Source organism: Bradyrhizobium ottawaense (assembly GCF_900099825.1).
Lineage (GTDB): Bacteria > Pseudomonadota > Alphaproteobacteria > Rhizobiales > Xanthobacteraceae > Bradyrhizobium > Bradyrhizobium ottawaense_A.
Map to the genome: position 1 here is coordinate 306,414 of NZ_LT629693.1, position 13,518 is coordinate 319,931.

At 64.3% G+C, this 13,518-nt stretch carries 11 protein-coding genes; 5 read left to right on the forward strand and 6 right to left on the reverse strand.

What is annotated here, in order from left to right; genetic code table 11:
- Positions 1-156: 156 nt before the first annotated feature.
- Together guaB and BLR13_RS01580 are read right to left on the reverse strand one after the other, a co-directional pair.
- Entirely contained in the window at positions 157-1,647 is a 1,491-nt protein-coding gene (gene guaB / locus BLR13_RS01575) for an IMP dehydrogenase (protein WP_074832120.1), read from the reverse strand.
- Positions 1,648-1,843: 196 nt separating this feature from the next.
- Positions 1,844-2,092, reverse strand: coding sequence for a hypothetical protein (locus tag BLR13_RS01580; RefSeq protein ID WP_074828339.1), 249 nt, complete (start codon positions 2,090-2,092; stop codon positions 1,844-1,846).
- Positions 2,093-2,214: 122 nt separating this feature from the next.
- Here BLR13_RS01580 and BLR13_RS01585 point away from each other — a divergent pair, with 122 nt between their 5' ends.
- The gene (locus tag BLR13_RS01585; RefSeq protein ID WP_074828337.1) at positions 2,215-3,690 is read left to right on the forward strand and encodes a DHA2 family efflux MFS transporter permease subunit; all 1,476 of its coding nucleotides are present in this window, start codon (positions 2,215-2,217) and stop codon (positions 3,688-3,690) included.
- 208 nt (positions 3,691-3,898) lie between these two features.
- On the opposite strand, the gene BLR13_RS01590 is transcribed toward BLR13_RS01585, so the two are convergent.
- Together BLR13_RS01590 and BLR13_RS01595 are read right to left on the reverse strand one after the other, a co-directional pair.
- A complete protein-coding gene (locus tag BLR13_RS01590) occupies positions 3,899-4,582 on the reverse strand; it encodes an RlmE family RNA methyltransferase (RefSeq protein ID WP_074828334.1) in 684 nt (227 codons plus the stop codon).
- Positions 4,583-4,677: 95 nt separating this feature from the next.
- The gene (locus BLR13_RS01595; protein ID WP_074828331.1) at positions 4,678-5,715 is read right to left on the reverse strand and encodes a Ppx/GppA phosphatase family protein; all 1,038 of its coding nucleotides are present in this window, start codon (positions 5,713-5,715) and stop codon (positions 4,678-4,680) included.
- A 198-nt stretch (positions 5,716-5,913) separates the two neighbouring features.
- On the opposite strand from BLR13_RS01595, the gene BLR13_RS01600 reads away from it, so the two are divergent.
- Complete coding sequence (locus BLR13_RS01600; protein ID WP_074828327.1) at positions 5,914-8,286, forward strand: xanthine dehydrogenase family protein molybdopterin-binding subunit; 2,373 nt, start codon at positions 5,914-5,916, stop codon at positions 8,284-8,286.
- 70 nt (positions 8,287-8,356) lie between these two features.
- Here the strand turns inward: BLR13_RS01600 and BLR13_RS01605 are convergent, their stop codons facing one another.
- Both BLR13_RS01605 and BLR13_RS01610 read right to left on the reverse strand, forming a co-directional pair.
- Complete coding sequence (locus BLR13_RS01605; RefSeq protein ID WP_074828323.1) at positions 8,357-8,965, reverse strand: 2-hydroxychromene-2-carboxylate isomerase; 609 nt, start codon at positions 8,963-8,965, stop codon at positions 8,357-8,359.
- A 4-nt stretch (positions 8,966-8,969) separates the two neighbouring features.
- Entirely contained in the window at positions 8,970-9,758 is a 789-nt protein-coding gene (locus BLR13_RS01610) for a hypothetical protein (RefSeq protein ID WP_074828320.1), read from the reverse strand.
- A gap of 155 nt (positions 9,759-9,913) precedes the next feature.
- On the opposite strand from BLR13_RS01610, the gene BLR13_RS01615 reads away from it, so the two are divergent.
- The 3 genes from BLR13_RS01615 (at position 9,914) to BLR13_RS01625 (ending at position 13,472) form a co-directional block, all read left to right on the forward strand.
- Complete coding sequence (locus BLR13_RS01615) at positions 9,914-10,411, forward strand: YaiI/YqxD family protein (RefSeq protein WP_074828317.1); 498 nt, start codon at positions 9,914-9,916, stop codon at positions 10,409-10,411.
- 9 nt (positions 10,412-10,420) lie between these two features.
- The gene (locus tag BLR13_RS01620; RefSeq protein ID WP_074828314.1) at positions 10,421-12,232 is read left to right on the forward strand and encodes an ABC-F family ATP-binding cassette domain-containing protein; all 1,812 of its coding nucleotides are present in this window, start codon (positions 10,421-10,423) and stop codon (positions 12,230-12,232) included.
- A gap of 157 nt (positions 12,233-12,389) precedes the next feature.
- Positions 12,390-13,472: a D-TA family PLP-dependent enzyme gene (locus tag BLR13_RS01625; protein WP_074828312.1), complete on the forward strand. Its 1,083-nt coding sequence runs from the start codon at positions 12,390-12,392 to the stop codon at positions 13,470-13,472.
- The last annotated feature ends 46 nt before the right edge of the window (positions 13,473-13,518 follow it).

Genomic DNA, 13,518 nt, shown 5'->3' on the forward strand with positions numbered 1-13,518 from the left:
TTTCCTCTGGTTATTATTTATTTCGTCATTGCGAGCGTAGCGAAGCAATCCATGCCTCCGCAAGCGGTGGTATGGATTGCTTCGTCGCTTGGCTCCCTTGCACAAACGCTTCGCGTTTGTTGCAGGCAATGACGGCGAAAAATTCCGCCAGCCGGATTACACCCCGCCCGGATAGTTCGGGCTTTCGCGCGTGATCGTCACGTCGTGGACGTGGCTTTCGCGCAGGCCGGCGCCGGTGATGCGGACGAACTGGGCCTTCTCGTGGAATTCGGCGAGGTTGCGCGCGCCGACATAGCCCATCGCCGCACGAAGACCGCCGGCGAGCTGGTGCATGACGTTGCCGACCGGTCCCTTGTAAGGCACCTGGCCCTCGATGCCCTCGGGCACCAGTTTCAGCGTGTCCTTGATGTCCTGCTGGAAGTAGCGGTCGGCCGAGCCGCGCGCCATCGCGCCGACCGAACCCATGCCGCGATAGGCCTTGTAGGAACGGCCCTGCCACAGAAACACTTCGCCCGGCGTCTCGTCGGTGCCGGCGAGCAGCGAGCCGACCATGGCGATGTCGGCGCCGGCGGCGAGCGCCTTGGCAAGATCGCCGGAATATTTGATGCCGCCGTCGGCGATCACGGGGATATCGGACTTCTTCGCGGCTTCGACCGCATCCATGATCGCGGTGAGCTGCGGCACGCCGACGCCGGCGACGATGCGCGTGGTGCAGATCGAGCCCGGGCCGATGCCGACCTTGATCGCATCCGCGCCCGCATCGATCAGCGCCTGCGCGCCTTCCTTGGTGGCGATATTGCCGGCGATCACCTGCACGGCGTTGGAGAGCCGCTTGATGCGATTGACCGCTTCCAGCACATGCGACGAATGTCCATGCGAGGTATCGACGACAACCAGATCGACGCCGGCATCGATCAGCAATTCGGTGCGTTCAAAGCCGCCGTCGCCGACCGTGGTGGCGGCGGCGACGCGCAAGCGGCCTTGCGCATCCTTGCAGGCCAGGGGATGCGCGACCGCCTTTTCCATGTCCTTGACGGTGATCAGGCCGACGCAGCGATACTGGTCGTCGACCACCAGCAGCTTTTCGATGCGATGCTGGTGCAGCATCCGCTTGGCCTCGTCCTGGCTGACGCCTTCGCGTACCGTGACGAGGTTTTCATGCGTCATCAGTTCCGAGATTTTCTGCTTGGGATCGGTGGCGAAGCGCACGTCGCGGTTGGTGAGGATGCCGACCAGCTTGCCGGGAACGCCCTTGCTCCCTCCGGTCACCACCGGAATGCCGGAAAATCCGTGGTCACGCATCAGCGCCGTCGCGTCCGAAAGCATGGCGTCCGGACTGATGGTAAGGGGATTCACCACCATGCCGGATTCGTATTTCTTGACCTGCCGCACCTGGGCAGCCTGCCCCTGCGGATCGAAATTGCGGTGGATGACGCCAACGCCGCCGGCCTGCGCCATCGCGATCGCCATGCGCGCTTCGGTGACGGTGTCCATCGCGGACGCGATGATCGGAATGTTGAGCGGAATCTCGCGGGTGGCGCGTGAACGAATATCGACTTGGCCTGGCAGAACGTCCGAGGGACCTGGCTTCAGCAGCACGTCGTCAAACGTGAATGCTTCGCGGATATCCTGAAGTCCTTGCGCCATTGCCAACTCCTTTCGGCGGCCTTCCGCCGCGATATTATTCGGGATGAACGCCGCCTTCGGCGATGCTACCGGCATCGCCGTCGAATCGAAGCCCATCGGTGGGGTTGACGGTGGTCGATAGCATGGCAATTCGCCGAATCAAAGCGTTTGCCAGCTATGCACAGGCTTTTCGAGAAAGGCCCCGGTTTTAAAGGCCTTAGCGCTGATACCCCGGCGGCGGCCCGTGCTGGCGGATGGCTTCCACCACTTCCCGATGCCGGCGGTCTTCCCGCCGCATGTGAACAGCTAGAAGCGCATGCGCCGACGGCACCAGCAGCAGGACGTGGAAAATCAGGCCGAAAACCAGGCAAAACACGATCAGAATCACGTTGAAAATCGCCGAAAACGGCTGCCCGTTCAGGAGCAGGCCGATCGGCGGCAGCAAGGCAGCGAGGACATAGATCATGGCGCAATCTCCGGCGGCGTCGCACAGGATTTAGGTGGTATGCCCGGTTCCGCAATAGCTTGCGCGACACGGGGATGATACAGCGCCTCACCCGCCTCCTTTAAAGTCCTTTGCGAATCCTGATGGACAAACAACGCCTGATCCCGCTGATCGTCGCCACCGCCCTGTTTATGGAGAACATGGACTCGACGGTGATTGCGACCTCGCTTCCGGCGATCGCAGCGGATATCGGCACCAGCCCGCTGACGCTCAAGCTCGCGATCACCTCCTATTTGCTGTCGCTCGCAGTGTTCATTCCCGCCAGCGGCTGGACCGCCGACCGGTTCGGCGCCCGCATGGTGTTCTCGATCGCCATCGCCGTCTTCATGGTGGGGTCGATCGGCTGCGCGCTGTCGCAATCCGTCACCCATTTCGTGATCGCCCGCATCCTGCAGGGCATGGGCGGCGCGATGATGACGCCGGTCGGGCGGCTGGTGCTGCTGCGGACCATCGACAAGAGCAAGCTCGTCAGTGCGATGACCTGGGTGACGACGCCGGCGCTGATCGGGCCGGTGATCGGCCCGCCGCTCGGCGGCTTCATCACCACCTATTTCTCCTGGCACTGGATCTTCCTGATCAACATCCCGATCGGATTGCTCGGCATCTTCCTGGCGCTGAAATACATCGACCCGATCAAGAGCGAGGATCCGGAGCGTTTCGATCTCTACGGCCTGGTGCTGGCCGGTATCGGGCTGGCAGGCATCGCCTTCGGCCTCTCGGTCGCCGGCCTCAATTTGCTGCCGTGGCCGATCATTGCGGGCCTGGTCGCGATCGGCTCGATTTCGATGACGCTGTACGTGATGCATGCGCGGCGAACCGGATCGCCGGTACTGGATTTCTCGCTGTTGCGGCTGTCGACGATGCGGGCCGCCATCATCGGCGGTTTCCTGTTCCGGCTCGGCATCGGCGCGCTGCCATTCCTGCTGCCGCTGTTGATGCAGGTCGGCTTCGGCCTGTCGCCGTTCCGCTCCGGTCTCGTGACATTCTCCTCCGCGGTCGGCGCTATGGGCATGAAGACGCTGGCCCCGCGCATCATCCGCACCTTCGGCTTCCGCAACATGATGGCGGTCAATGCCGTCATCAGCGCGGTGTTTCTCGCCGCCTGCGCGCTGTTCACGGTGACGACGCCCTTGATGCTGATCTTCATCATCCTGGTGGTCGGCGGCTTCTTCCGCTCGCTGGAATTCACCGCGATCAACACTGTCGCCTATGCCGAGGTCGAACCGTCGCAAATGAGCCGCGCGACCACGCTGGTCAGCGTCAACCAGCAACTGGCGGTTTCCGCCGGTGTCGCCGTCGGCGCGTTTTCGGTGGAATCCACCATGCTCTACCACCACGTCACCGAACTCGACGCCAACATGTTCGGCCCGGCCTTCCTGGTGGTCGCGCTCATCTCCGCGGTCTCGGGCTATTTCTTCTGGCAGATGCCCGACGATGCCGGTCACGAGCTTTCCGGCCGCAAGGCGCTCGAGATTTCCAGCCGCAAGGGCGCGGCCCAGGCGGCGACAAAGGCCGCGAGCGAAGAAACCCAGAACGCGCGCGATCAGCGGCTGGGGTAAACGAATCAGTTCTTTCCAGGTCCTTGCCGGCTCGCAAGGCGCCCTTGGAAAAATTTTCGGCGGGAAGGCGCAAGTCGGCTGGTCAAATCCTGCTGACGTATCGCTTGATACAGGCTAAAGCATCGAAGCGGTCACGCTGTCGTGACGGCTCTCTACCTTTATGGAGAGAGTAAGCCCTCGGTGACGACGGCTGCCAGTGTGACCGCGCTTACTTCGCCGCGCCGCGAAACCCCGTCGCCAGCACGTAACGTTCCGAGGAGTCTGCCCGGCTCGAGGCCGGCTTGACGTGGCGGACGGTGGCGAAGTCGCGCTTCAATTGCGCCAGCAACTCGCCTTCGGCGCCGCTTTGGAACACCTTTGCCAAAAACGTTCCACCGGGATTGAGCACGTCGCAGGCAAAGGCGGCCGCGCTCTCGACCAGGCCGATGATGCGAAGCTGATCGGTCTTGCGGTGACCCGTGGTGTTGGCCGCCATGTCGGACATGACAACGTCGGCGCGGGTGCCCATCACCGCGATCAGCTTTTCCGGCGCGCCGTCGGCCAGAAAGTCGAGTTGCGCAAACTCGACGCCGGGGACTTCGGGCATTTCCAACAGATCAATCGCGACGATCTTGCCCTTGCCATTGGCCCGGCCGATGCGCTTGGCCGCGACCTGGCTCCAGCCGCCGGGCGCGGCGCCGAGGTCGACCACCGAAATGCCCTGCTTGAGAAAGTGATACTTGTCGTCGATCTCGATCAGCTTGTAGGCCGCGCGCGAGCGCAATCCGTCGCGCTTGGCCTGCGCCACATAGGGGTCGTTGAGCTGGCGTTCCAGCCAGAGTTTTGAGGACAGCTTGCGCTTGCCACCGCTCTTGACCGTGACGTGCAGCCGTCCGGTATCGTCTTTTGCCATGTTGGTCCTTAGCGTCATTCCGGGATGCGCCGCAAGGCGCAGACCCGGAATCTCGAGATTCCGGGTTCACCGCTGCGCGGCGCCCCGGAATGACTTCAACAAGCCCTGAGCGCGCCGTCCTCGCGCATCATTTCGACCAGCATGCCCTCGCGCAGGCCGCGGTCGGCGACCCGGAGCCGCGGCAGCGGAAAGGCGTCGCGGATGGCGTCGAGAATGGCGCAACCCGCCAGCACCAGATCGGCGCGCTCGACGCTGATGCAGTTGTTGTTGGCACGTTCCTGAAAGCTCATGCCGAGCAGCCTAGTGATAACAGCCGTGACGTCCGAATTGTTCATCCAGACGCCATCGATCCGCCTGCGGTCGTAGCGCGTCAGGTTGAGATGGACGCCGGCCAGCGTCGTGACCGTGCCCGAGGTGCCCAGCATATGCATGTCGCGCAGGTCGGTGGCATTCTCGGCCGCGAACGGCGCGACATATTGCGCCACTTCGGCCACCATGCGCGCATAGGCTTCCGCCGTCACATCCCTGCCGCCGAAATGCTCTGCCAGCGTGACGACGCCGAGCGGGATCGACATCCAGGCCTTGATCCGCGGCGGCGCGTTCGCTTCGGGATCGCGCTCGATCCGCACCAGTTCCGTCGAGCCGCCGCCGATGTCGAACAGGATGGCGCCGCGCCCTTTGGGGTCGAGCAGCGGCGAGCAGCCAATCACCGCCAGCGTCGCCTCAGTCTCGCGGTCGATCACCTCGAGCCGGATCCCGGTCTCGCTGGCCACCCGGGCCCGAAAGCTCTCGGCATTGTCGGCCGCACGGCAGGCTTCGGTCGCGATCAGCCGCAGGCGTTTGGCCTTGCGATAGCGGATCTTGTCGCTGCAGATGCCGAGCGCCACGATGGCACGGTCGATCGCCGCCTCGCTGATGGAACCGGTCGCCGCGACGCCCTCGCCCAACCGGATGATGCGCGAGAACGAGTCGACCACGCGAAAGCCGTCGCCCGCGGGACTGGCGATCAGGAGCCGGCAATTGTTGGTGCCAAGGTCGAGCGCGGCGTAAACGCCGTTTTCGGCGCCCGCCACAGCCGACCCTGACGGGCTTCGGGCCGTAAGGCCTTCGCGAAGCCGCGTATCCTCGTTCATCAAAATGTCTTTCCACGGCCGAAAGAGCAGCCGCCGAAGAATTACCGTTCACGGAAACTTTAGCAGCGCCAAGGGGGTAAGCAACAACCCATCACATAGGACCATGCCCAATCAGGCGTTGTCGCTGACGACGCGGTGCGTTATTTGAGCGGGAGCCCGCGAAATTCGCGAAAATCCAAGCATTTCAGGTGTTTTTCGATGCAAGATCAACCATCGCCGTCAGCTCTCGAAAACGCTATTGCACTGCAAAAATACGGTGTCGGCCAGCCAGTGCGCCGCAAGGAAGACGACACGCTGGTCCGCGGCAAGGGCAAATACACCGACGACTTCTCGCTTCCCGGCCAGGCCTATTGCTGGATGGTCCGCTCCAGCCACGCCCACGGCGTCATCCGCGGCGTCGACACCACGGCTGCGAGAGCGATGCCCGGCGTGCTCGGCGCCTGGACCGGCGCCGACCTCGCGGCCGCGGGCTATAACCCCTTTACCTGCGGCCTGCCGCTGAAGAGCCGCGACGGCTCGCCGCTGCTGCAGACCAACCGCCCGGCGCTGGCGACCGACAAGGTGCGCTTCGTCGGCGATCCCGTTGCCTTCGTGGTGGCGGAAACGCTGGCGCAGGCGCGCGACGCCGCCGAAGCCGTCGAACTCGACATCGAGCCGCTTGCCGCCGTGACCGACGCCGCCGAAGCCGCCAAGCCCGGCGCGCCGCAGCTCTACGACCACATCCCCAACAACGTTGCGCTCGACTATCACTATGGCGACGCCGCCAAGATCGATGCGGCGTTCGCGAGCGCCGCGCATGTCACCAAGCTCGATATCGTCAATACCCGCGTCGCCGTGGTGTCGATGGAGCCGCGCGTGGCACTGGCCGCCTATGACAAGGCCAGCGAGCGCTTCACTCTACAGGTGCCGACCCAGGGCGTGGCCGGCAACAAGGCCGGCTTTGCCAAAATCCTGAACGTGCCGACCGACAAGGTCCGCATTCTCACCGCCAATGTCGGCGGCTCGTTCGGCATGAAGAACATGAACTATCCCGAATACACCTGCATCGCGCACGCCGCGCGGGCGCTCGGCCGACCGGTGAAGTGGACCGACGAACGCTCGACCAGCTTCCTGTCCGACAGCCAGGGCCGCGCGCAGCTCATGCACGCCGAACTCGCGCTCGACGCCGAAGGCAAGTTCCTCGCGGTGCGCCTGCAAGGCTACGGCAATCTCGGCGCCTACATCACCGGCGTTGCGCCGGGTCCGTTGTCGCTCAACACCGGCAAGAACCTCGCCAGCGTCTACCGCACGCCGCTGCTCAGCGTCGACATCAAGACGGTTTTGACCAACACCACGCTGATGGGCGCCTATCGCGGCGCCGGCCGGCCCGAGGCCAATTACTACATGGAACGGCTGATCGACCGCGCCGCCGACGAGATGGGCATCAACCGCCTCACCTTGCGCAAGCGCAACTTCATCAAGCCGACGCAACTTCCGTTCGCGGCCGCCTCCGGCGTCACCTATGATAGCGGCGACTTCGCCGGCGTGTTCAACAAGGCGCTGGAGATTTCCGACCACGCCAACTTTGCCAAGCGGAAGAAGGAAAGCAAAAAGAACGGCAAGCTGCGCGGCATCGCGGTCGGCTCCTATCTGGAAGTCACCGCACCGCCAAGCGGCGAGCTCGGCAAGATCACCTTCGAGCCGGACGGTTCGGTCAAGCTGACCACCGGCACGCTGGATTACGGCCAGGGCCACGCCACGCCGTTCGCACAGGTGCTGTCGGCGCAGCTTGGCGTGCCGTTCGAGAAGATCACGCTCGAACAGGGCGACAGCGATCTCGTCCGCTTCGGCAACGGCACCGGCGGCTCGCGCTCGATCACCGCGACCGGACAAGCGATCGTCGAATCCTCGGCGCTGGTGGTCGAAAAGGGCAAGCAGGCCGCAGCCCACCTGATGGAAGCATCCGAAGGCGACATCGAGTTCGCCAACGGCCGCTTCACCATCGCCGGCACCGACCGCTCGATCGGCATCATGGAACTGGCGCAGCGGCTGCGCGACGGCAAGATGCCGGAGGGCACGCCGTCATCGCTCGACGTCGACCATGCCAGCAAGGAAACGGCTTCGACCTTCCCGAACGGTTGCCACGTTGCCGAAGTCGAGATCGATCCCGACACCGGCGTGACCCGGATCCTGCGTTACTTCGCGGTCAATGATTTCGGCACCGTCGTCAATCCGATGATCGTCGCCGGCCAGTTGCATGGCGGCGTGGCGCAAGGCATCGGCCAGGCGCTGATGGAGGAAGTCAGCTACGACGAAAGCGGCCAGCCGATCACCGGCTCGTTCATGGACTACGCCATGCCGCGCGCCGAGGATATTCCCCTGATGGAAGTCGGCGACCACCCCTCGCCCGCCAAAACCAATCCGCTGGGCACCAAGGGTTGCGGCGAAGCCGGCTGCGCCGGCAGCCTGGTCTGCATCGTCAATGCGGTGATCGATGCGCTGTCGGAGTACGGCATCACACAGATCGAGATGCCGCTGACGCCGGAGCGGGTCTGGCGCGCGATCCAGGACGCGAAGGCTAAGGCGGCGTAACGACGGCGAAGTGCGCGCTCGATCCTCGTCAGATCCCGGGCGCATCTTCACGATGTGAATGGGATCGCCGTTACGCCGCCATCTTCAAAGCGCGGTCCAGCAACTCCAGCCGGTCCTGGCCCCAGAAGATTTCGCCCGACGGCAGCACATAGCTCGGCGCACCGAACACGCCGGCCTTCAGCGCCTCCTGGGTATATTGCTCAAGCAGCGCATCGAGCTCCGCATCCGACGGGCCACCGGCGCGCAACGCCGCAGCATCCAGACCGGCGCGCTCGGCCGCGGATGCGAGGGTGGCGGGATCGGCCAAGGTCTCCTCGCGCTCCCACAACGCGCGGCCCAGTTCCAGCGACAGCCTGTGGGCGTCCTTGCCCTGCAGTTTGGCCGCGATCACCAGCCGCGTCGCAGGAAGGTCGTTGCAGGGGAAATATCTGGGCTCGAGATTGAGCGGCCGTTCCCTCACCTCGCGCCAGCGCTTCAAATCCATCAGGCGGTAGGCCTGCCGTTGCGGCGAGCGTTTTGGCAGCGGCAGTCCGCCGGTTTGTTCGAAGATCGGCCCGAATTTGGCCGGCTTGATGTTGACGGTCGCGCCATGGCGCCGCGCGATCTCGGCGAACGGCGCGCTGCCGAGATAGGTCCAGGGCGAGTTCAGGCTCGCGTAATAATCGATGGTAATGGCCATGAGACTACGCCGCCGCCACTTCGCGCGGCTGGTAGATCGCGATGTGGTGGCAATGCGCCAGCGCCGTCTTGCCGTTGGCGACGACCAGCGCGTCGAGCTCGACGAAACGGTGGCCCTTCTTGTCGTAATTGCCGGTCACTTTCGCGCGCGCCGTAATGACGTCGCCAGCCTTCGCGACCGACAGGAGCTGCATCTTGCTGCCGACGTGAATCCACGGGCCCAGGATGGCGTTGTCGACCAGCACCTTGTTCATCACCCGCTGCAACAGGCCGGGATGGCCGAGGCCTTCGCGTGCGTAGATCGGATCGGTTTCCCGGATATCGGCGAGATATTCGCGTGCCGCATCGCCGGCCCAGTCGCGCGGCAGCGTGCCGAGCCATTTGCCGACTTCGTACGAGCCGGCATTGACCGGATGGCGCTCGGAAACGGCCGCGACTTCCCTGAAGTCGGCAACGGAGAACGCCGGCGCGGAAGACGGCAGGGATGCGGTGCCGGTGGCGCAGAGCCCGTCGCGGCTATGGACCTCGATCGACAGGATGCCGCCGGCTTCGCTGCCGGTGAGCTCGGCGACCTCGCCGTCATAGACCGGCTTGACGAAGCGCGCGTCCATCAGCCCGCGTTCGAGAAAGGCGCGGCCCCATTTTTCGACCGGCAGATGGGTCATGTAGGCGAAAACGTCGACGCCGGGGACGAGGCCGCCGGAAAAGCCGAACCGGCGCGCCACGGTATCGTCGTGGATCTTGTTTTCGGATTGTTTCGAGGTGTTGTGGGCGGTGACGCGGTAGCTGGTCATGTCCTCAGGTTTCCTCTGATTTTGTTGTTATTTCCATGGGTTATCGTACGCAAAGAAACCGTCATGGCAAGCATGTTCCCGCCCCTGTTTCCCTCGCAATTCCCGACCCGATGGAGTACCACCCGCGAAACGGAATATGGATCGAATCCACCTCTATGCCGCCTGACGCGAACCTGACCCGCATCTATGTCGATGCCGACGCCTGCCCCGTGAAGGACGAGATCTATCGCGTCGCGATCCGGCACGGCCTGCCGGTCAGCGTGGTCGCGGGCAATTTCATCCGCGTACCGCAGGATCCCTTGATCGAGCGCATCGCCGCCGGTTCCGGCATGGATGCCGCCGACGACTGGATCGCGGAGCGTGCGCACCAGGGCGACATCGTCATCACCTCCGACATCCCGCTCGCCAGCCGCTGCGTGAAGGCAGGTGCCGAGGTGATCGCGCCGAACGGCAAGCCGTTCACGGAACAATCGATCGGCATGACGCTGGCGGTGCGCAACCTGATGACCGACCTGCGCTCGTCCGGCGAAGTCACCGGCGGCCCGAAATCCTATTCACCCCGCGACCGTTCGGCCTTCCTGTCGACGCTCGACCAGACCATTCGCCGGATCCAGCGCCAGCGCGCCGAACAGCCCGTGCCGAACCAGAATTGAAGTGAGAGCATGGCGCCGCCGCTGATCCAGTTGAAAGATATCCGTCTGACCTTCGGCGGCACGCCGCTGTTGTCGGGCGTCGAGTTGTCGGTGTCGTCGGGCGAGCGGGTCTGCCTGATCGGCCGCAACGGCTCCGGTAAGTCGACGCTCTTGAAGATCGCCGCCGGTCTCGTCGAACCCGACGGCGGCAGCCGCTTCGTGCAACCCGGCGCCACCATCCGCTATCTGCCGCAGGAGCCGGATTTCGGCGACCACAAGACGACGCTGGCCTATGTCGAGTCCGGGCTTGGCCCTGGCGACGACCATTATCAAGCGCGCTACCTGGTCGAGCAGCTCGGGCTCACCGGCGAAGAGGATCCCGCGCATGTCTCCGGCGGCGAGGCCCGCCGCGCAGCGCTGGCGCGAGTGCTGGCGCCCTCGCCCGACATCCTGCTGCTGGACGAGCCGACCAACCATCTGGACCTTCCGACCATCGAATGGCTGGAAGGCGAACTGGAAAGCCGCCGCTGCGCGCTGGTCATCATCAGCCATGACCGCCGCTTCCTCTCCAACCTCTCGCGCCAGACCGCCTGGCTCGATCGCGGCCAGATCCGACAGATCGACCGCGGTTTTTCCGCGTTCGAGTCCTGGCGCGACGAGGTGCTGGCCGAGGAAGAGCGTGACCAGCACAAGCTCGACCGCAAGATCGTCAACGAGGAGCACTGGCTGCGCTACGGCGTCTCCGGCCGCCGCAAGCGCAACGTCAAGCGGCTCGGCAACCTGCATGAACTGCGCGACCAACGCCGCACCTATCGCGGCGCCACCGGGAATGCCAGCCTCGCCGCCGCCGAAGCCGACAAATCCGGCAAGCTGGTGATCGAAGCGAAGAACATCAGCAAGGCCTATGGCGAGCGCAAGATCGTCGACAATTTCTCCATTCGAGTTCAGCGCGGCGACCGCATCGGCATTGTCGGCCCGAACGGCGCCGGCAAGACCACGCTGATCGAGATGCTGACCGGCGGCAGCGAGCCCGACTCGGGCACCATTCGGCTCGGTGCCAACATTGAAATGGCGACGCTGGACCAGCACCGCGAAAGCCTCGATCCCAAATCGACACTGGCGGAAGCCCTGACCGGCGGCCGCGGCGACCATGTCATGGTCGGCGGCAAGCCGAAGCATGTCGTCAGCTACATGAAAGACTTTCTGTTCGCGCAGGAACAGATGCGGACGCCGCTGGAAGTGCTCTCGGGCGGTGAGCGCGGCCGGGTGATGCTGGCGCGTTCGCTGGCGAAGCCATCCAACCTCCTGGTGCTGGACGAACCGACCAACGACCTCGATCTCGAAACCCTCGACGTGCTCGAGGAAATGCTCGGCGATTACGAGGGCACCGTAATCCTGATCAGCCATGACCGCGACTTCCTCGACCGCGTCGTCACCTCCGTGATCGTGCCCGAGGGCCAGGGCCGCTGGATCGAATATGCCGGCGGCTACACCGACATGCTGGCGCAGCGCCGCGCCGACCTGAAACGCGAGACCGTGGTCGCGGCATCGGCCGAGGACAGCAAGAAGCCGAAGGGCACCTCGTCGTCAGGCACTTCCAAGCGCCGTCTCAACTTCAACGACAAGCACGCGCTGGAGACGTTGCCAAAGACGATTGCCAAGCTGCAGGCCGAAATTGCCAAACTGCAGCGCTTCCTTGACGATCCGAATCTTTACTCCAAGGATCGCAAGAAGTTCGACGCGACTTCGGCTGCGATCGGCAAGGCGCAGAAAGACATGGAAGAAGCCGAAAACCGCTGGCTGGAACTTGAAGTGTTGCGTGAAGAGATCGAGCAGGCCTGAGGCGGCCGGACGTTTCGGCCGTCATTGCCTGCAACAAACGCGAAGCGTTTGTGCAAGGAAGCGCAGCGACGAAGCAATCCATTCTTCTTCGCGTGGGGCGAAATGGATTGCTTCGCTTCGCTCGCAATGACGGTGTTGCACAATGGGAGCCGACTGAATGACCACACCCCTCGCCGCCAAAATCGCCCGGGAATACGGCACGCCCGCCGCCGTGATCGACATGGACCGGGTCGAGCGCAACATCGCGCGCATCCAGGCGGCCTGCGATGCAGCCGGGGTCGCCAACCGTCCGCATATCAAGACCCATAAGAGCCCGCTGCTGGCTCAGATGCAGGTCAAGGCCGGCGCCAAAGGCATCACCTGCCAGAAACTCGGCGAGGCCGAGATCATGGCAGACGCTGGCATCGACGACATCCTGATCAGCTACAATCTGATCGGCGAGGAAAAAATGGCCCGGCTCGGCGCGCTGCAAGCCAAGGCCAACATGACGGTGGCCGCCGACAATTCGACCGTGATCGCGGGCCTGCCGCAGGCCGCCGCCGCTTCCGGCCGTCCCCTGTCCGTGGTGGTCGAATGCGACACCGGGCGCAAGCGCGCCGGCGTCGAAACACCCACTGAAGCCGTCGCGCTCGCGCGAGAGATCGCAGCGTCCAAGGGATTGATATTCGCGGGCTTCATGCTGTACCCGACCGAGACCGGCTGGGCCGACGCACAAAAGTTCTTCGACGAGGCGCTGGCCGGCGTCCGCGCCCACGGCCTCGACGCGTCAATCGTCTCCACCGGTGGCACACCGAACCTGAAGAACGTCGGTAAACTCAAGGGCGCGACCGAGCACCGGCCCGGCACCTATATCTACAACGACCGCATGCAGGTCGCGGCCGGCGTCGCCAGTTGGGACGATTGCGCGCTCAACATCTATTCCACCGTCGTCAGCCGCGCCGGCCCCGATCGCGGCATTCTCGACGCCGGCTCCAAGACGCTCACATCTGACACCGGCGGCGGCCTCGACGGCCATGGCCTCATTCTGGAGCACCCGGAAGCCAAGATCGCGCGCTTCGCCGAGGAGCACGGCTTTCTCGATCTCGCCCGCAGCAACACAAGGCCCGTGGTCGGCGACGTCGTGCGGATCGTGCCCAATCATGTCTGCGTCGTCGTCAACATGATGGATGAGGTGGTGATGGTGCGGGGAGACGAGATTATCGGCATCCTGCCGGTCGCGGCGCGGGGGAAGTTAAGGTAGGCGAATAGCGACGACTTGTCCGCCGTAGCTCAACGAGCGAAGGCGG